Origin of the sequence: Flavobacterium sp., assembly GCF_023151265.1 — a bacterium.
Taxonomy (GTDB): Bacteria; Bacteroidota; Bacteroidia; order Flavobacteriales; family Flavobacteriaceae; genus Flavobacterium.
On the sequence record NZ_JAKLJH010000026.1, the window covers coordinates 1 to 20,411 of the forward strand.

Genomic DNA, 20,411 nt, shown 5'->3' on the forward strand with positions numbered 1-20,411 from the left:
ATTTGGTTTAGAATCATCTAAAATTCTACCGTCTATTGCAATATCAAATCCTGAAGTTGCTCCTTCAGTATAACCCACTAACATTTGATTATAAGAAACATTCGCATCGTTTAAGTTTAACCAAATTCTATGTTTTTCAGTCACAGAAGTTGTTGCTTCTGAAGTTCTGTAAAACTGTGTAGAAACTGAAGCATTAACTCTTTGAAAATTAGAAAACAATGCAGTACCAAAATCATAAGCTCTTACATAAAAACCTTGACCCGTTTGAATAGTTCCATTAGGCACTGGTCCGCCAGCTGCAGCTGCAGTTCCTCCTAATTTAGTATAACTTGCATAATTATTAACTGGATAAACACCTCCACTTGCAGCAACTGAATGTGTCCAGAAATATAAGGCTCCAACTGTTGTTTCGTTGTCATTTAAGAATCTATCTGCATTAATAGGTGATGCGTAAGGATTTCCAATTAAATTAAAACCTCTTCCTAAATTTACTGATAAATCTCCATTAAATGGAACTCCCGTAAATTGTCCGTTATAAGGTGCTGGAGTAATAGATGACCAATTATTATCTACACGAATCATATACCCTTTACCCGAAACAAAATTATTTGTAGGCGTTATTGATTGATAAGCCGTAGGAGTTGTTGTTCCTGTGTACAAATACTCATAAAAACGAGTAGTAACTGTATTAGGCGAGAATGCCAATAATTGTTGTCCGGCAACTGGTGAAGACCAAGCCGTATAATCTTGACGAATCATTGGTGTAGAACTTCTTTTAACAATAATATTTCCTACATTGATTGCTTGTTCTGTTATTTGACGTAATGCAGCATTATTTTCAATAGTTAATGTTCCTGTCCCGTTAACCGTAACTTCGTTACCAACAATTAAGGTATGTCCTGGATTAAACACAACATTAAAACCACTATTTACAATAACCGAACACGCTTCTAAGTCAGCCGTTGATGAATAATTACCATTAAAAATTGCCACTACATTTTTCAGTGGTGTTCCGTTTGACCAAGTAGTTCCATTCCAAGTAGTAGTAATTACACCACAAGCATTTGGAGATTCTACAATCTGTTTGTAACAAATTTGAATTGAAAAACTATTAAGTACACCATCTCTTGCATCGGCAGTAACATCGGCAACTCTAAAGAACCAGTTTCCTAATGAACTTTGTCCGTTTAAAGTATTTAAATCACCTGTTGGTCTCATTGTACCAAAGTTATTATCTGCACCACATCCAGCAGCTGTTCCAGATTGACTGTCCCAAGTTCCCGATAAATCAGAAATTGCATTAGAACAACCTCCATCAGTAAATAATTGAACAAATGTTCCAGCTGGACTATTAATAGCAGCATATACCTGATTTCTTCTTGCATGTGTTACATTTGAAGTAACATTTACATCTGTAATCACAACATTATCAGGAACATTCAATGAAAAATTCTGATAAGCAAGAGGGTTTTGAGCCGTGATAACATTTCCTGTAGTTAGTGTTCTTGTATAGGTATTACAAACATCATTTACAGTATAACCAATAGCAAAATTTTGCGAGTTAATGGCATAAAAATCATTTGCAGTTGGCTCAATTAAAATTCTACAGAATGGAGCAGAAACATTAGGAATAGTAACCGTTTGAGTTCCATCATTAGCAGTATTTGCAGCTAAAATTATCGGATAGGTTTGTCCGCCATCTGTTGAAAGCTTAATGTTTACGTTTGCTGCGCCAGTCATAGTATTGGTAGCATTAACTGACCAAGTAACTGTTTGAGTTGAACCTTGTGTATAACTAATTCCGGCTGTATTTTGAGAAGTAATAAGGAAAGGGCCTTTAGTAGCATCAAAAGTAACCGCAGTATTAGCACTTTCATTATTTCCTCCACCCGGTCTGTTATCTCGAACCGTCATTCTAAAATTTAATGTTCTATTTATTGTTGGAATAATTTCCCATTGATTTCCGTTAACACCATTTGCAACGTGATCTTCTAATCTTGGGAAATATCTTGTACCATTATTTTTTGGCATAAAAGAACGAAAATTAGCTCCATCTGTTTTTGTTCCCGAAGGATAAGATGCTGCAGCTCCAACAGTTGTTGCATCGTTAACTTGTTCCCAACAGTACGATAAAACATCTCCTGCATTTGCATCTGTTGCAGTTCCTGTTAATTTAAAAGCAGTACCAATAGGTAATGTTTTTGTAGCTGGAGCCGAAGGAACTGGTACCGCATTACCCGTATTTAGCAATGTAGGACAACTTTTTCCTTTAATATTATTAGTAATTTGCTGAATTGAACCTGCGTGAAAAATTGGAATTGAATGTGCAGCAACATCTGTAGCTCCTGTAATTCCAGCATATCCCATAATAGTTACTCCAGAACCAGGTTCCATATTTACAGCATTATTTTCAGTACTATGAGAAAACGTATGGTTACCTCCTAATTGATGTCCGATTTCATGTGCTACATAATCGATGTCAAAAAAATCTCCTTCTGGTATTCCGTTAGAGGGCGAAGTATAACCTCTTCCTTTTGAATTATCAGTTGAACAAACACATCCGATACACCCAGCATTTCCACCACCACCAGTAGCTCCAAAAAGATGTCCAATGTCGTAATTTGAATTACCAATAACAGATTGTAATGTTGCACCTAACTCATTATTCCAGTTAGCTAAATTAGCGGCATCAGAATAAGGATCTGTTGCAGTATTATAATAAATTACGTTTGCAGTATTGGCAATTAAAACCATTGTTGCATTAAAATCCATTTCAAACACAGCATTTACCCTTGTATACGTTGTGTTGAATGCTGCCAAAACTAAATTAACTTGCGCTGCAGAAGTTGCTCCAAAATAATTTGAATATTCTGCAGTACACGATTGTGCCATTCTAAAACTTCTTAACACACCGTCATCTGCATTATTTAAAACAACATTTCCATCCGATGGGCGATTTAAAACCTGCCCAAATTGCTGTACTGCATCTTCAGTAGTACATATAAAATCAGATTCTTTTTTAGAATGAACTCTATCAAAAACTATAACGGTTTTGTAATCCATTGAAATTGGATCAACAATGTAAGTTGTCCCATTTGAACCTGAACGAATTAAAGCACTTACACCATTATAAGGCGAAACACTAAAACGAATTACATTTGAAGGATCATTTACACCTTGACCGGCATACGATCTAATTTCAGGAAATTGACTTTGTAAACTTTTTTCAAAAGTAGATGCTTCGATAATTCTAAAATCTTCTACTATACCATTTGGCATTGGAAAAGAAACAATTACATTTGAAATACCTGTGAACTCTCCTCGAACAGGAACATTAACTAATTGCGATTTGAATTTGTCGTAATCAAAAGTAAACAGTTTGTACTGAGTAGGTAAAACTTCTCTTCTTAGTTTACTTTGGATAAACTCAAGGGAATTATCAACTTCTTTCCAAGCTTTTTTATCTTGAGCACCAGCAAAAAAAGCACAAAAGAGCAATGAAAAAATAAGTATTCTTTTTTTCATATTATAATAAATTGGGGTTAGAGAACAAACTTAACAAAAAATATTAGATATTCTAAAAAATAAACAAAAAAAACTAGCTATTTAGTAGCTAGTTTTTTTTGTTAGAATACCCTTAGTTATTAGTATAAAACCTTTCTAATTATTTGTTTACCATTTTCTAAAGTAACATATATAATTAAAGCACTGTTTGTCTTAATAATTTCACTTAACGAAACATTAAATGAATTCACATTTTGCTTATTTTTTATTAATCTACCTAAAACATCATAAACCATAACATCCTTTATTGACTCTTTTGTTGATGTTACTGATAAATTATCTCCACCAATAACAAAAACAGAATTGTCAAGTGTTTCAAAGTCTTCGCTACCTAAAGTTTCATTTGTATACCTTAAAACAAATCTATTATTTACAACACCTGAAGTTCCTGTAAATGAATAAGGAGCTTGTCTTAAATTGTGTATAATTCCTAATAATTTATCTTCTAAATAGATGTTTTGTCCTTGTTCAAAAAGTCCATCTATTGCTCCAATTGCAATTTTATAAATTCCATTTGAAGCTATTTTAATTCCTAAAGGAACTTTATCTTCTTGATAGAACGGCAATCCTTTTCCTTGAATGGTCATTACTTGATCATCAATCAAAGAATAAAAATTTTGAGCACTTTTATAATCTGTTAAAGCATCAAACATTCTGTCTTTTCCTTCTGTTGCGCCTTCAACATAAGCAACTAATGTTCTCGTAGTTTGATTTGTTGGACTTACTAAATCTAACCAAATTCTATGTCTTTCGATATTTCCACCTGGTGCTGAATTCACAACATTAGCACTTCTGTAAAATTGATTATTAGAATATCCAATATTACGCATTGCATTATTAAATGTAGCAGTTGTTGTAGTAGCAGCACCTGGATCCATTAAAACAAAAAATCCTTGCCCTGCTCCAATAACACTTAAAGTTCCTGGACCACTTGTAGCTCCTGCTCCATTAATTGCAATATAATCTGAAGCAGAATAATTATAGGTAAAATTATTGTAAAAAGGATCTACAGAAGACGTTGGAAGTGTTCCATGTGTCCATAATCTCACAAAACCATCTAATTGAGTATTTGCAGTTAAAAACGCACCAATACTAATAGCTGATGGATATGGATTTCCTAGTAAATTCCAGTTATCATCATTAACGGTTCTCATTACACCATTTGGACCCGCGGTTCCTGCATTTAAATCTGACCCTCTAGCAATTGTAGGTGTATAAACTCCATTATTAGCAACACCATTATTAAAAGTAGCCGTCCAGTTTTGATTTACAGTATTACTAAATCCACTTGGCGCTCTCACGATATATCCTTTACCTCCTAACATTGTTGTAGAAGCATTTACCCAATTTCCTTCTCCACCATTTGGATTCAAAATAGTTGGATTCCATTGCCAATGATAATAAGCAGGTGTTAAAGGTGAAATGCTATTTACATCAAAACCGCTAACAGGAGAAGACCAGTACACGTAATCTTGAAGTTTTACAGAAGCAATTCTTTGATATGAAATATTACCTGTATTTACTCCTAAATCATTTACCTGAACTAAAGAACCGTCGTTTAACACATTAAGTGTTCCGTTAACAGTTAAATCATTTTGAATTAACACATAATCATCGGCTTGAATATTTAATGTAAAAGTTGCATTTACTAACAAACTACAACACTCAAAATCACCGTGAGTTGTGGTATCGTAGTTCCCGTTTATAATAGCTAATTTACTTACATCTGGAGTACCATTAGACCATGTTGCTCCATTCCAAGTTGTCGCACTCGAATCTGTAATTTTTATTGCATTACTCGCTGTATAACAAGTAGCTGTATTCTCTCTAATTTGACAGTAATATTGATAATCTATAACTCCAACAATCGAAGAAATAGTTAAAGACGCTGTTGTTGCACCACTGTAAATTCCTCCATCTGCAACAGCTGTCCATGTTGCGCTTCCAGGTGCCGCAAAATACCACTGATAAGTTAGTGCATTTCCGCCAGCAAAACCTTCAGTACCTGCTGTAGTTAATACCGCAGAAGTTGAAGCACATGATGAAATGTATGATGGATGAGTAGTAACTGTTGGAGGCGTAGCTCCTCCACTTGGAAGCACTAACCCTGCACTTGGAAAACAAACTCCTGGACCTAATGGAATAGCGCTCCAATCTGCAGCAACGTAAGATACTCTTGCATTTAACGCCCCTGCATTTCTAACCATGTAATAACCTGGCGCTGTTGGATAAGTATCAACATCATCAATAACTACAGTTCCTGCAGCATTTCTTAACTGAATACCATCATTTTCGTTAAATCCACCGTCTATTGTTCCATTAGTAGATGCTGGTCCACAACTACCTACAGAAACTTTTAGTATTCCTAAAGCTCCTGGAGCAATTGTTCCTGTTAAATTAGCGTAATCAACTTCGTTTCCATCATCATGAACAGATGTTCTCCAAATACTATAATTTGTTAAATCTACAGTAGTAGCAGTCCCATTGTATAATGTTATAAATCCTCCCGAACCAGTTTCTTCGTCATGAATATCATAAATAATCAAATCTGTAGTAACTGCAATTCCTTCACATGAAGTCACATCACTTGATATAATTGTGTAAACATTATCAATAGCACAAGGTTGAGCATCTCTTACAGACAACATTCCTGTAGTAGCACCCGCAGGAATAACAACCACCATTTGAGTTCCGGTATTAGAAACAATTGTTGCATTAATACCTGAAAAAGCTACTGTTGCACCTGTTAAACCAGTACCATTAATAGTAACTTCTGTTCCTACTGGACCAGATGTTGGCGTAAAAGTTGTAACCGTATGAGTAGGAATACAAGCGTTTACAACCTGAACAGTATAATCTTCTGTTGAACCATAAGCAAACGTTCCACATGGATTGATTGTTCCTAATGTACCACCTTCTGTTTGAACAATTCTCATTCTATAATTTCCAATTGGTTGACCACCTGGAACATTAATTGTAAAGTTTTGAATTACATTTCCTCCAGAAACAGCAACTAAAGCCGTACCAATAGTTTCATTAGCATCAAGAAAATCACCATCGTTATTCCAATCAATCCAAACTCCTCCTGCGCCATCATATTGCGTTCCTCCATCACAATCTCCAAATTCAACCGCAACCGTATAAGTTCCGCCAACTTGTAAATCAGCACTCATGGCTGTGTAATTATTTACACCTGTAGTACAAGCATTTGTTGTATTATTTGAAATCGTAGTAGAATATCCTACTAACGTTACATTTTCAATTTCAGAATCAGCTGTATTAGTAGCGCCTGAAGCACAATATGCTAAAGTTGGTGTACAAGTTACTTCTACACCATTACTCCAATTTAAATCGTTTCTAGTAAAAATTTTAAATCTATATGTTGTTCCATTTGTCAATCCAGTCACAGTTACAGATGTACCCGTTCCTTTAAAAACAGTAAAACCTCCATCAAAAGCTGTTCCTGAACCAAAAACAACATTATCTGTATAAGCACCACCATTCCCTGTTGGAATTGCAGCAGTAAACGTTCCGTTAGTAGCAAATACTAACACATTATCGCTACAACCTGCCGGAGCTGTCCAGCTAATTGTTGCGGTACCATTTTCACATACAGAAGTAACTGCTCCTGTTACATTATTTGGAATAGCGCTTTGAATTGTATGTGTTCCACTAGCAAAAGCTGTTCCCGATTTATTCCCTAACACAAATGTTAAATCTGCTGTTGTAATGGCATCTACAACAATTGTATTTCCAGCCGTTGAAGTACATGGAATATCTGTTGTAATAAAAAAGTATCCTGTGCTACCGTTTGTAATTAATCTTGTAAAACCAGTAAAAGTGTGTGCTCCAGCTCCTAAAGCAGCTGTTTCGTTATCTAAAGTTGTATCAGTTGCACTATTGAAAGTCGCATCTGTTGAATACCACAATTTAAAGTTTGTAATATTTGAAGCCGCATAACTTCCCGAAGTATTAAAAACTACATTATTTAAAGTAGCGTCAGCATTAGTTACTGCTAAATTAAATGCATAAATAACGTTATTTGTAGTTCCTTGTGTTATGTTAGATGCAGCAACGGCTGGATTAGAAGAACTCAACACAATATTAGGCGTTGCAAATCCATTTCCTGTGATTGCAAAGTTATATGGATTTTCATTTACATCATCATTCACAATTGATATCTCTGCGTTATGAGCTCCTACGATTGTTGGATCAAATGTTACTTGGAACGTTGTTGAACCTCCAATAGCAACAGTTGCTGATGGCGGAGTTGTTACTGTGAAATTAGTACCATGAGTACCAGTAAACGAAATCGCACCAATATTCAAAATAGCAGTTCCTGTATTCTGAATAGTAAATGTTTTTACAATTGTTCCACCTGAAATGTCAGCCGAACCAAAATTAGTATCATCACCTACAATTGGAGTAGTATCGCCATCAAGAATCGTAACTGAATTTCCTTGTACATTTATTTCAGGCATTGGTGGCGCACATGAGTTAGCATGAGTTCCTAAATCTGAAATATAATCCGTTGCAAAACCTGTCCATTCTGTTGCTGGATTAAAAGCATCTGCTCCATTAGCATCTCCTATTTGAATAGCAAAATTTCTTATTAAGGTATTATCTGCTGTTGACTGATTTCCTGCACCCCATTCCGCTCCTGGGTCTGTGCCTATTTGTCCAATAACATCGATACTTACACTAGATTTTCTCAAAACAACAGCATCATCACCATTAAAAGTCAAGACTACACCAGCTGTTGTTTGGTTTGATAATGCTAAAATTGCAGCAGAAGCGCTTGAATTACTCACAACATGAGTACCATAAGCAGGAATTGTTCCTGATAATGCAAACGTTCCTGATACAGTTCCACTTCCATTACTATAATAAACTAAATCGTAAGTAGCTAAATTAATTGGTGCTGCTGTTGGATTATAAATTTCAATTGCTTTATTATTACCGCTTCCTTCGATATATTCTGAAATAAACAAATCGGTACAACCTGTTGGTGCAGCTGTTACATTAATTTGCACTTGATTTGAAGTAATAGCTCCACAAGCAAAAGTAGAAACACAAACTACATAATAAGTTCCTGCAGTAGCAAAATTAGGCACATAAGTAGCTCCTGTTGCACCCCCGATTAAATTAGTATATGGTCCGCCACTAACTGTTGCATAATACCATTGTCTTGAAGAAGGCGTTGATGTTTCTGTTACTGTAAGTGTAGTTCCATTAGCGCTTTCAAAAACATTTTGAGTAGCTACTGGCGCAATACTATTACCGGCTAAATTTATCGTAAAAGCAGCCGTACTTGAACCAGTTACTGCTGGTCCGTTAGAAACAACTCTAATTAAATAACCCGTTCCAGTTGCAGTATTTGCAGGTATTGTTGCCGAAATTGTACCACTATTAGCATCACTTACAAGTGTTCCTATGTTTACTGGAGAAGCAAAACTTCCTGCAGCGTTTGATAATTGTGCGGTATATGTATTACTTGTAAAAGTTCCCGAACTTGTAAAAGGCACTGAAACCGATGCTCCAGCTGAAGCCGTTACACAAAACGGACTACCAACAATTGGAGTAGTTGTAGTGATGGTGTTTGAGGAAGCTGGGGTTCCACTAATAATTAAATCATCTATCCTTAAATTTCTTAAGGAAGGATTTGTTGAAGTTATTCTTAACTTAATTGAAGAATTATTATCAAAAGCTGAGGACAATGCAACATTACCAGTATTGACAAATGAAGTAGTTAAACTTTGTGTGTAAATTGATGATCCATAACCAGAACCAGAATCTCCTGTTAAAACCCAACTACCTGGTGTTGTTGCATTAGACGTTCTTCCTGCCCAACTGACTGTTATACCAGAATAACCAGTTGTTGAGATTGTGATTTCAACAAAAGCACCATTTGCACTAGCAGCAGTTCCTGTACTCAAAGCCACACCTGTTACACCAGCATTGTAAGTTGGTGCTATTGAAAATGTTAGAACAGGAGAACCAATAGCTCCAGCTTCAACTGTTAAATTATTTTCAAATTTATAATTTGCTAATGTAGTCTGTCCCCACCCTAAAACCGAGCAAAATAACGCAACAATAAGTAATTTTAATTTCATAACTTTGAATGAAAATATTAGATTTGGTTTGATTATGCTTCTTTGCTAAAAAAAAAGCCAACAAAGATAAATCATAATTTTTTGATTATGAAATATTTATTGCATTATTAAATTGTTAACGAATTGAAAACTAATAAATCCACTTTTTCCTTAAAAGAAATCTATTCTAAGATGGAATATTACTGCGCGTATCAAGAGCGTTGTTATAAAGAAGTGGAAGAAAAATTACATTCGTTTTCGGTTAATTCTTCTGAAAAAGAAGAAGTTCTAACTTATCTAATCGAAAATAATTTCATCAACGAAGAACGTTTTGCACAAAGTTTTGTTCGAGGCAAGCACAACTATAAATTTTGGGGTAAAAACCGCATTGTGAACGAATTGAAGTTTCGAAATATCTCCTCTCGCATCATCACAATTGCCTTAAAAGAAATTCCTGAAGCCACGTATTTAGAAAATTTTCATCAATTAGCTGAAAAAAATTGGAACAACATCACCGAACGAAAAGGTCCAAAAAAGAACAAAAAGTTCGTCGATTTCTTACTTCGTAAAGGCTATGAAACGAGTTTGATTTATGAGAAGCTAAAAGAATTGGAAGCTGGGAGTTAGAAGTGGGGAGTTATTACACAGAGCCACACGAAGTCAACACAGCGTTTCACAGAGATTTACTTATATCCCTTATGTGGTTTAGAAAACTTTGCGATACTTTGCGAAAAAACTTTGCGTGACTTTGCGTTAAAACATTTGTATCACAATAAAATCGTACTTTTGCAAAAAAATAATCCATGTTAGAAAATAAAGACCAATCAAGAACCAGTTTATCGCAATTAGGCGAATTTGGCTTAATTGAACACTTAACTAAAAACTTTACTATCAATCAAGAATCAACACTAAAAAGCATTGGTGACGATGCCGCGGTATTGAATTTTGGCGATAAAAAAGCGGTAATTTCAACCGATTTATTAGTTGAAGGCGTTCATTTTGATTTGGCTTACATGCCGTTAAAACACTTAGGATACAAAGCTGTTGTTGCCAATGTATCTGATATTTGTGCGATGAACGCAACTCCTACTCAAATTACGGTTTCGGTAGCGGTTTCGAATCGCTTTCCTTTGGAAGCTTTGGAAGAATTGTTTGAAGGAATAACGTTAGCTTCTAAAATTTACAATGTAGATGTCATTGGTGGCGATACAACTTCTTCGCAAAAAGGATTAATTATTAGCATTACCGCTATTGGTGAAGCAAATTTAGAAGATATCGTATACAGAAATGGCGCAGAAGAAAACGATTTATTAGTAGTTTCAGGTGATATTGGTGCAGCTTACATGGGATTGCAAGTGTTGGAACGCGAAAAACAAGTGTTTCAAGTAAATCCAAACAACCAACCGGTTTTAGATGATTATACGTATTTAATCGAGCGTCAGTTAAAACCAGAAGCTCGTAACGACATTAAAGAATTACTAGAAAAACTAGAAATTAAACCAACCGCTATGATTGATATTTCGGATGGTTTATCGTCGGAGATTTTACATTTGTGCAAACAAAGTAATGTAGGTTGCAATTTATACGAAGAGAAAATTCCTGTGGATCCACAATTGATTAATGTGTGTGAAGAATTTAATTTAGACATCACAACAGTAGCGTTAAGCGGTGGCGAAGATTACGAATTACTTTTCACGATTAAAATGGAAGATTTTGATAAAATCAAAGGGAATCCAAATTTCACCGTAATCGGACACATGGTCGCAGCTACTGAAGGAAATCATTTAATCACAAGAGCAAATACGAAGATCGAATTGAAAGCAAGAGGCTGGAATGCTTTGAGTGAGTAGTTTACAGTCGCAGTATTCAGTCGCAGTAGAAATAACTTTAAAAATAAAAACCTCAAATTTCAAATGAAATTTGAGGTTTTTTACTTTGTATTTCGTACTTTGTATTTCGTACCTCCAACTACATTTTCATCAACCAATTTCTCATCGAAACTTCATTGTTGATGATATCGCGTAATTGTGAAATCTTCACTCTATCTTGTTGCATTGAATCTCTGTGACGAATCGTTACCGTTTCATCTTCTAATGTTTGATGATCCACAGTAATACAGAATGGTGTTCCAAGAGCATCTTGTCTTCTGTAACGTCTTCCAACTGCGTCTTTTTCATCATACGCTACGTTGAAATCCCATTTTAAATCATCGATAATTTTACGCGCTACTTCTGGTAAACCGTCTTTTTTAACCAATGGTAAAACAGCTGCTTTTGTTGGCGCTAATACCGAAGGTAAACGTAAAACTGTTCTTGTAGAACCATCTTCTAATACTTCTTCTTGTAGTGAGTTTGAGAAAACCGCTAAAAACATTCTGTCTAACCCAACCGAAGTTTCTACCACATAAGGCGTGTAGTTTGAATTCGTATCGTTATCAAAATATTGTAATTTTTTACCTGAAAATTGTTCGTGTGCTTTCAAATCGAAATCCGTTCTCGAGTGAATTCCTTCTAATTCTTTGAATCCGAAAGGGAAATTGAATTCGATATCTGCAGCAGCGTTTGCATAATGCGCTAATTTCTCGTGGTCGTGGAAACGGTAGTTTGATTTCCCTAATCCAAGCGATAAATGCCAATTTAAACGTGTAGTTTTCCAGTATTCGTACCATTTCATTTCTTCTCCTGGTTTAACGAAAAACTGCATTTCCATTTGTTCAAACTCACGCATACGGAAGATAAATTGTCTAGCAACAATCTCGTTTCTAAACGCTTTACCCGTTTGAGCAATTCCAAAAGGGATTTTCATACGACCTGTTTTTTGAACGTTTAAGAAGTTTACGAAAATACCTTGAGCCGTTTCTGGACGAAGGTATAAATCCATTGCGTTTTCAGCAGAAGCACCTAATTTGGTCCCGAACATTAAGTTGAATTGCTTTACATCTGTCCAATTTTTTGAACCACTTTCCGGACAAGCAATTTCTAATTCTTCGATTAAGGCTTTAACATCGGCAAGGTTTTCTGTCTCTAAAGAACGCGCCATTCTTTCCAGAATTTCTTTCTTTTTAGACAAATATTCCATCACACGAGGATTCGTTGTTTTGTATTGTTCTTCATCAAATGAAGCCCCAAAACGCTCACGTGCTTTGTCGATTTCTTTTTGTGCTTTTTGATTTAATTTTTCGGCATAATCCTCAATTAAAACATCGGCACGGTATCTTTTTTTAGAATCTTTATTATCGATTAATGGATCGTTAAACGCATCAACGTGTCCAGAAGCTTTCCAAGTGGTTGGATGCATTAAAATTGCAGCGTCTAATCCTACAATATTTTCGTGCATTTGCACCATAGATTGCCACCAGTATTCACGGATGTTCTTTTTTAACTCCACACCATTTTGTGCGTAATCATAAACCGCACTTAAACCGTCGTAAATTTCGCTAGACGGAAATATAAATCCGTACTCTTTTGCATGCGAAACTACATTTTTGAAAATATCATCTTGTTTTGCCATAGTGCAAAAGTAAAAATAGGAATGAAATAAAGAAAAGAAATTAAGGAATAAAAATAAGAATTATTAATATTCGAAAATTGCAGTACCAATTTTAACAAAATCGTGATAGATATTGATTTTGTATTTACCTTTAATAGTCTTGTTTTTTTCTAAATCTACATAAGTACAAACATCAGTATCTTTCTTTTGATAATTAGTACTAACAGATGCGCTGTATTGTAATTTGATATTGGTATCCGACTCTACAGAAGTATCTCCAGAAGAAATAATTTGATTTTTAGGATTAACTACTTGCACATAAATAGTTTTATTGCCAGAATTAATCAATTGGTTTTCTTCTAAAGTAAAACAAACTCTTAATTGTTGAATTTTAGCTTCACTCATTTTATAAGCATCAGAATAAATTTTAACCCCTTTGGCGTTAACATTTAAGGCTGTAAGTTGAGCTGTTTTACTAACTACTTTTGGACTAGTAATAGCATTAGTTTTTAAAGTAATCTCTTTAGAAATTTGTTGCTGTTTAGCAAAAAACACTATAGAATCTTCAATTGAATTAAATCTAGAAACTTGTTTTGAGGTTTTTCCAGATTGAACTAATTTAAGTTGCTCATCAAATCTTAAACTATCGATTTTGTTTTTCACACTTAAAGAATCATACTTGTGTAGAATTTCAGTTAACTGACTTTCTAAAACTTTATTCTCTAAATCTGAAGTTTCTATGTAGTTGTTAAAATCGTCTGAAGTTTTATAATATTTCACACCAAAGAACAACGTTAACAGCATCAAAATCAAGATGCTAATTTTAGTTATTTTGTTCTTTCTACGTGTCATTTTATAAACTTTTTTATAAATTTATTCAAAAATGTTAATATTGATATAATTAATCGATAAAATGCTAAAATATCTGATAAACTTACTTTTTCCAAAACTTTGTTTGGGTTGTAATTCATTGCTACTTCATAATGAAACTATTATTTGTAGCGAATGTAATCATAACTTACCTTATACAAAACATCATTTTTTGGAAAGCAATGATACGACAAAAAAATTTTATGGCATAGTCCCAATTGAATTTAGCGCATCGATGCTCTATTTTCACCACAAAGGTATTGTACAAAATTTAATTCACAACTTAAAATATAAAAATCATCAAGAAATTGGAACACTTCTAGGAAAAAGGTATGCAAAAGATCTAGAAGCTGTCAATCAAATTAAAACCATTACTGAAATAATTCCGGTTCCGCTACATAAAAAAAGATTAGAAGAACGAGGTTACAATCAGGTAATCACTTTTTGTGAAGCATTATCCGAAGAACTAAAAATTCCTCTTAACGATTCATTACTATATAGAAGTCGTTATTCAAAAACACAAACTAAAAAAGACAAAGAAAGCAGGAAAGATGTGAGCAATGCTTTATTTGATGTAAATTTCACCGAAGCTGATTCCAACAAACACTTTTTACTTATTGACGACGTTTTAACTTCTGGAGCTACTTTGGAAGCCTGTGCAAAAGCTTTGTTAAAAATTCCAAACAGTAAAGTTAGTATCATCACAATTGCCTACACTCTTTCATAAAAATTCCTAAAAATTGTATGTTTGCACTAATTATAGTTGTTATTTTGTAACACCATTATTTGAAAAGATGACAAAATTAAAAAACATAGCCTTTTTATTGGCAAGCCTTTTATTATTAACCAATTGTGCCAAAAGAGGAACTATAACCGGTGGTGCCAAAGACACTATAGCGCCTTCAATTACTAACAGTTCACCAGAAAATTTTAAAACAAATTTTAAAGGAAACGAAATTAAAATCTCTTTTGATGAATTAATCAAAGTTAAAGACATTAACAAACAATTGATTATTTCGCCTCCAATGAAAAAACAACCTGTAATTGTACCACAAGGAAGTGCTAGCAAATTTATTTCAATTAAAATTTTAGACACATTACAACCTAACACAACATATAGCTTTAATTTTGGTCAAAGTATTACTGATAACAATGAAGGTAATCCGTATTCGCAATTCAAATATGTGTTTTCTACAGGTAGTTATGTAGATTCTTTAACTGTTGTTGGAAAAATAAAAGATGCATTCGAACAAAAACCAGATAATTTTGTAAGTGTAATGCTATATGATGCGAAAACTTTTACCGATTCAACGGTTTATAAAGAAACTCCTTTATACATAACAAACACTTTAGACAGTTTAAAAGTATTTTCTTTAGAAAATTTAAAAGAAGGTACTTACAAAATTGTGGCCATGAAAGACAAATCAAATAACAATATTTACAATCCTGCGATTGATAAAATTGGTTTTTTAGATTTCCCTATTACTATTCCAACGTCTGATATGTTTGAGTTGGAATTGTTTCAAGAGAAAAAACCTTTCAAAGCAGACAAACCTACTCAAGAAAGCAATAACAAGCTTTTTTTAGGATATGAAGGTGATTTTAAAAATACAAAAATCACAACCAAATACAACAATAAAGAAGTTCCTATAAGAATAATGAAATATCCTGAAAAGAATAAAGACTCGGTACAAATTTTCTTCCCAAATGTAAAAATGGATTCCTTAGAAATCGCTATTACCAATGGAACTTACTCTAAAAACTTTATTGCAAAATTAAAAGACTTAAAAGAATCAGATTCTCTTACAATTGAAAAGAAAACAGGAGGAATTTTAGCTTTCAGAGATTCTTTTACACTTAAATCAAAAACACCTTTAACTTCTATTGATGAATCAAAAATTATATTGCGAAATAAAGATTCAGTAGCCGTTAAATTCACTTCAAGAATTATTGAATTTGAAGAAGAAATTGTTTTTGATTTCAAAAAAGAAGAAGATGAAAAATATACGATGGAATTGCTACCTGGTGCCATTAAAGATTTTTATGAAACTACTAATGACAGTTTGAAATATAATTTTTCAACCAAACAGCTAGCAGATTACGGAAATTTAAAGATAAACTTAATAAATAATAAGCGCTTTCCATTCATTATTGAGTTAATGGACAAAAACGAAGTTTTATACAAAGCCACATCTACAAAAGAAACCAGTATTTATTTTGAGACTATAGAGCCTAAATTATATACGATAAGAATTATTTACGATGATAATTCAGACAATGAATGGACTACTGGAAATTACTTAGCTAAAAAACAAGCCGAAGAAATCATCTATTTTCCAAAGCTGATTGACGTTAGGGCAAACTGGGATGTTGAACAAGATTTTATCTTAGATTAGCGAATTTCAAAATCATCTTTATCGTTTAGAAAATTGAATTTAGCTCTAGCTTCATTCTGAGTACTTTTATCTAAATCGAAGATAAAAACACCTAACTCATCATCACAATCCACCATTTGATTACCTAAATAATCAAAAGCTTGAGAGTGTCCAGGATATTCTAATTTATTAGCGTCTTCTCCTATTCTATTAACTCCAATGGTATAACATATATTTTCAATGGCACGCGCTTTTAATAATGCATCCCAAGCGTTAATTCGTGGTTTTGGCCAATTGGCAACGTACAATAACAAATCGTAATTTTCAGTGTTTCTAGCAAAAACTGGAAAACGTAAATCGTAGCAAATTTGTAGGCAAATGTTCCAATTATTATAGTTTACGATTACTTTTTCAGTTCCTTTTGTATACACTTTTTCCTCGCCAGCTAAAGTAAACAAGTGTCTTTTGTTGTAAAACTGCACTTCGCCAGATGGAAAAACAAAAACCATGCGGTTGTAAAAATTATCATTTTCTTTGATGACTAAACTTCCTGCAATGGCACATGTTTTTTTTTTCGATAAATCTTTTAACCAAGTCATTGTTTCGCCTTCCATAGTTTCAGCTACAGTAGATGGATTCATGGTAAAACCTGAAGTAAACATTTCAGGCAAAACAAATAAATCAAATGACTCGTCTTCATTTAGAAAATATTCTTCGATGAATGTTCGATTGATTTCTGGGTTTTCCCAAGCTAATTTGGTTTGAAAAAGTGCGATTTTCATTGGATAAAATTTTTATTAAAAGTACAAAAAAACGCATCCAAATAAATGAATGCGTTTTTATTATTTTGAAGTTTCAATGAATTACTTCACAGAAGCTTTTAAAAATTCTCTATTCATACGAGCGATGTTTTCTAACGAAATTCCTTTTGGACATTCGATTTCACATGCTCCAGTGTTTGTACAATTTCCGAATCCTTCTTCGTCCATTTGACGTACCATGTTTAACACACGTTGTGTAGCTTCTACTTTACCTTGTGGTAATAAAGCATATTGCGATACTTTTGCTCCAACGAATAACATCGCAGAACCATTTTTACAAGTTGCCACACAAGCTCCACATCCAATACAAGCTGCTGCTTCAAACGCTTTGTCTGCATCGTCTTTAGGAACAGGAATTGAATTAGCATCAATCGTGTTACCAGAAGTGTTTACCGATACGAAACCACCAGCTTGTTGAATTCTATCGAAAGCTGTTCTATCTACTACTAAATCTTTAATAACAGGGAAAGCTTTACTTCTCCAAGGTTCGATGTAAATTGTATCACCATCGTTGAACATTCTCATGTGTAACTGACACGTTGTAATTCCAGTATCAGGTCCGTGAGCACGCCCGTTGATGTATAAAGAACACATACCGCAAATTCCTTCACGACAGTCATGATCAAATGCTACTGGCTCTTTTCTTTCGTTAATTAATTGCTCGTTTAATTGGTCTAACATTTCCAAAAATGAACTTGCAGTAGAAACATTATCTAATTTATAAGTTTCCATGCTACCTTTTGAACTAGCGTTCTTTTGACGCCAAATTTTAAGGTTTATATTGATATTTTTTGCTGCACTCATAATCTATTATTTGTAATTTCTAGCTGCAATTTTAATTTCTTCGTATTTCAATTCTTCTTTGTGAAGTTCTTCTTTGCTTATGTCATCACCTTTGTATTCCCAAGCTCCAACAAATTTGAAGTTTTCGTCATCACGTAAAGTTTCACCTTCAGCATCTTGATATTCTTCACGGAAGTGACCTCCACAAGATTCTTTACGTTGTAAAGCATCCATTGCCATTAATTGACCTAATTCGATGAAATCGGCAACTCTTAATGCTTTTTCTAACTCAGGATTTAACTCGTCTGCACTTCCAGGAACGTAAACATCTTTATAGAAATCTTCTTTTAATTGAGCAATTTCTGCAATAGCCTCTTTTAAACCAGCTTCATTTCTTCCCATTCCTACTTTATTCCACATAATCAAACCTAATTTTTTATGGAAATAGTCAACCGATTTAGAACCGTTGTTGTTTAAAAATTTGCTAATTGAATCTTTCACTCTTGCTTCTGCTTCAGCGAATTCTGGAGAATCTGTTGAGATTTTACCAGTTCTAATTTCATCAGCTAAATAGTTAGAAATCGTGTAAGGTAAAACGAAATATCCATCTGCTAAACCTTGCATTAAAGCCGAAGCTCCTAAACGGTTAGCTCCGTGGTCTGAGAAGTTAGCCTCACCCGCTACGAAACAACCTGGAATTGTAGATTGTAAGTTATAATCCACCCAAACACCACCCATTGTATAGTGAACCGCTGGGTAAATTTTCATTGGTGTTTCATAAGGATTCTCATCCGTGATTTTTTGATACATAGTAAACAAGTTACCATATTTCTCTTCTAACCATTGTTTTCCTAAAGCTGTAATTTCTTCAGCGGTTGGATTATGATTTCCTTTTGCGTAAGCAGCTTGTTTACCTTTTGTTTGAATTTCAGTAGAGAAATCTAAGTAAACTCCCTCGTTAGTATCATTCGCTTCGATTCCGTAACCAGCATCACAACGCTCTTTTGCAGCTCTTGAAGCTACGTCACGAGGAACTAAGTTTCCAAACGCAGGATATCTTCTTTCTAAGTAGTAATCTCTATCTTCTTCAGCAATTTGAGTTGGTTTTAATTTCCCAGCTCTAATTGCTTCTGCATCTTCTTTTTTCTTTGGAACCCAAATACGTCCTGAGTTACGTAACGATTCAGACATCAACGTTAATTTTGACTGATTTGTTCCGTGAACAGGAATACATGTTGGGTGAATTTGTACATAACATGGATTAGCGAATAATGCTCCTTGTTTGTGGATTTTCCATCCAGCCGTTACATTACTTCCCATTGCATTTGTAGAAAGGAAATATACGTTTCCGTAACCTCCAGAAGCAATAACAACTGCGTGAGCCGAATGTCTTTCGATTTCTCCAGTGATTAAGTTACGAGCGATAATTCCACGAGCTTTTCCATCAACTTTAACAATATCTAACATTTCATGACGATTGTACATTTTTACACGTCCTAACCCGATTTGTCTTGATAAAGCAGAATACGCTCCTAATAATAATTGTTGACCTGTTTGTCCGGCAGCATAAAAAGTACGTTGTACTTGCGTTCCACCAAACGAACGGTTATCTAACATTCCGCCATATTCGCGAGCAAAAGGAACACCTTGTGCCACACATTGATCAATGATGTTACCCGAAACTTCAGCTAAACGGTGAACGTTTGCTTCACGCGCACGGTAGTCACCACCTTTAATAGTATCATAAAAAAGACGGTAAACGCTATCACCATCATTTTGATAATTTTTTGCTGCATTAATACCTCCTTGAGCCGCAATTGAGTGAGCACGACGAGGAGAATCTTGAAAACAGAATGCTTTTACATTATATCCCATTTCTCCAAGAGAAGCAGCAGCAGAAGCACCTGCTAAACCAGTTCCTACTACAATAATATCGATTTTTGGTCTATTATTTGGAGCAACTAATTTCAAGTGGTTTTTATGATCGGTCCATTTATCTTTTAATGGACCAGCTGGTATTTTAGAATCTAACTTCATAATATATACTGATGTTGATTATTTTTTAAAGTGTAAGATAATAGGAATAATTGCAAATAATAGCGGAACTATAATTGCGAATGCTTTTCCGAAAAACTTAATTACAGGCGTTAATTTAGAACTATTAACCCCTAGAGATTGGAAAGCACTTTGAAAACCATGCCATAAGTGAAATGCAAGAGCTAACATTGACAAAACATAAAAAGCAGTAAAAGCTAAACCTAATTTAGGGTCTTTAAAGAAATCAACTGTTAATTTGTGTAAATCTTTATACAAATCAGCTGCTTTAACATCTGCCTGACTGTAATGCAATTCAGTTCTGTTTTTGATAACAAATTGTTTTGGCATCATATTCATAGGATCTGGCTTTTCACCATCTT

At 34.2% G+C, this 20,411-nt stretch carries 11 protein-coding genes and 1 pseudogene; 4 read left to right on the top strand and 8 right to left on the bottom strand.

The window, feature by feature from the left end:
- On the bottom strand, nt 1-3,525 hold a 3,525-nt coding region (locus tag L6Q46_RS03815), incomplete at its 3' end, for a reprolysin-like metallopeptidase (RefSeq protein ID WP_291283197.1).
- Nucleotides 3,526-3,644: 119 nt separating this feature from the next.
- A complete protein-coding gene (locus L6Q46_RS03820) occupies nt 3,645-9,677 on the bottom strand; it encodes a choice-of-anchor D domain-containing protein (RefSeq protein WP_291283198.1) in 6,033 nt (2,010 codons plus the stop codon).
- 171 nt (nt 9,678-9,848) lie between these two features.
- On the opposite strand from L6Q46_RS03820, the gene L6Q46_RS03825 reads away from it, so the two are divergent.
- Together L6Q46_RS03825 and thiL are read left to right on the top strand one after the other, a co-directional pair.
- Nucleotides 9,849-10,283 (top strand): regulatory protein RecX, encoded by a 435-nt coding sequence (locus L6Q46_RS03825; protein WP_291283199.1) that lies wholly within the window; start codon nt 9,849-9,851, stop codon nt 10,281-10,283.
- 176 nt (nt 10,284-10,459) lie between these two features.
- Entirely contained in the window at nt 10,460-11,506 is a 1,047-nt protein-coding gene (gene thiL, locus L6Q46_RS03830; RefSeq protein WP_291283200.1) for a thiamine-phosphate kinase, read from the top strand.
- Between the two features lie 118 nt (nt 11,507-11,624).
- On the opposite strand, the gene L6Q46_RS03835 is transcribed toward thiL, so the two are convergent.
- On the bottom strand, nt 11,625-13,166 hold the full coding sequence (locus tag L6Q46_RS03835; protein WP_291283201.1) for a glycine--tRNA ligase: 1,542 nt from the start codon (nt 13,164-13,166) through the stop codon (nt 11,625-11,627).
- A gap of 63 nt (nt 13,167-13,229) precedes the next feature.
- Complete coding sequence (locus L6Q46_RS03840; protein ID WP_111566650.1) at nt 13,230-13,997, bottom strand: hypothetical protein; 768 nt, start codon at nt 13,995-13,997, stop codon at nt 13,230-13,232.
- Between the two features lie 253 nt (nt 13,998-14,250).
- Here L6Q46_RS03840 and L6Q46_RS03845 point away from each other — a divergent pair, with 253 nt between their 5' ends.
- Together L6Q46_RS03845 and L6Q46_RS03850 are read left to right on the top strand one after the other, a co-directional pair.
- Nucleotides 14,251-14,742: a phosphoribosyltransferase family protein gene (locus L6Q46_RS03845; RefSeq protein ID WP_363315842.1), complete on the top strand. Its 492-nt coding sequence runs from the start codon at nt 14,251-14,253 to the stop codon at nt 14,740-14,742.
- Between the two features lie 67 nt (nt 14,743-14,809).
- On the top strand, nt 14,810-16,411 hold the full coding sequence (locus L6Q46_RS03850) for an Ig-like domain-containing protein (protein ID WP_291283203.1): 1,602 nt from the start codon (nt 14,810-14,812) through the stop codon (nt 16,409-16,411).
- On the opposite strand, the gene L6Q46_RS03855 is transcribed toward L6Q46_RS03850, so the two are convergent.
- The 4 genes and pseudogenes from L6Q46_RS03855 to L6Q46_RS03870 form a co-directional block, all read right to left on the bottom strand.
- Nucleotides 16,408-17,172, bottom strand: a complete 765-nt coding sequence (locus L6Q46_RS03855; protein WP_291283204.1) for a nitrilase family protein — start codon at nt 17,170-17,172, stop codon at nt 16,408-16,410. The two genes, L6Q46_RS03850 and L6Q46_RS03855, sit on opposite strands and share 4 nt — an antisense overlap.
- An 81-nt stretch (nt 17,173-17,253) precedes the next feature.
- Nucleotides 17,254-18,015: a succinate dehydrogenase/fumarate reductase iron-sulfur subunit gene (locus L6Q46_RS03860; RefSeq protein WP_111566646.1), complete on the bottom strand. Its 762-nt coding sequence runs from the start codon at nt 18,013-18,015 to the stop codon at nt 17,254-17,256.
- A 6-nt stretch (nt 18,016-18,021) separates the two neighbouring features.
- Nucleotides 18,022-20,031, bottom strand: coding sequence for a fumarate reductase/succinate dehydrogenase flavoprotein subunit (locus L6Q46_RS03865; protein ID WP_111566645.1), 2,010 nt, complete (start codon nt 20,029-20,031; stop codon nt 18,022-18,024).
- Nucleotides 20,032-20,049: 18 nt separating this feature from the next.
- Nucleotides 20,050-20,411 (bottom strand): annotated as a pseudogene (locus L6Q46_RS03870) (succinate dehydrogenase); the annotation flags it as partial.

What these genes read in the sequence shown, in the direction of transcription:
- L6Q46_RS03865 (WP_111566645.1), bottom strand. Translation starts at nt 20,031, where the DNA reads ATGAAGTTAGATTCTAAAATACCAGCTGGTCCATTAAAAGATAAATGG.
- L6Q46_RS03820 (WP_291283198.1), bottom strand. Translation starts at nt 9,677, where the DNA reads ATGAAATTAAAATTACTTATTGTTGCGTTATTTTGCTCGGTTTTAGGG.
- L6Q46_RS03845 (WP_363315842.1), top strand. Translation starts at nt 14,251, where the DNA reads ATGCTCTATTTTCACCACAAAGGTATTGTACAAAATTTAATTCACAAC.
- L6Q46_RS03855 (WP_291283204.1), bottom strand. Translation starts at nt 17,172, where the DNA reads ATGAAAATCGCACTTTTTCAAACCAAATTAGCTTGGGAAAACCCAGAA.
- L6Q46_RS03860 (WP_111566646.1), bottom strand. Translation starts at nt 18,015, where the DNA reads ATGAGTGCAGCAAAAAATATCAATATAAACCTTAAAATTTGGCGTCAA.
- L6Q46_RS03840 (WP_111566650.1), bottom strand. Translation starts at nt 13,997, where the DNA reads ATGACACGTAGAAAGAACAAAATAACTAAAATTAGCATCTTGATTTTG.
- L6Q46_RS03850 (WP_291283203.1), top strand. Translation starts at nt 14,810, where the DNA reads ATGACAAAATTAAAAAACATAGCCTTTTTATTGGCAAGCCTTTTATTA.
- L6Q46_RS03825 (WP_291283199.1), top strand. Translation starts at nt 9,849, where the DNA reads ATGGAATATTACTGCGCGTATCAAGAGCGTTGTTATAAAGAAGTGGAA.
- thiL (WP_291283200.1), top strand. Translation starts at nt 10,460, where the DNA reads ATGTTAGAAAATAAAGACCAATCAAGAACCAGTTTATCGCAATTAGGC.
- L6Q46_RS03835 (WP_291283201.1), bottom strand. Translation starts at nt 13,166, where the DNA reads ATGGCAAAACAAGATGATATTTTCAAAAATGTAGTTTCGCATGCAAAA.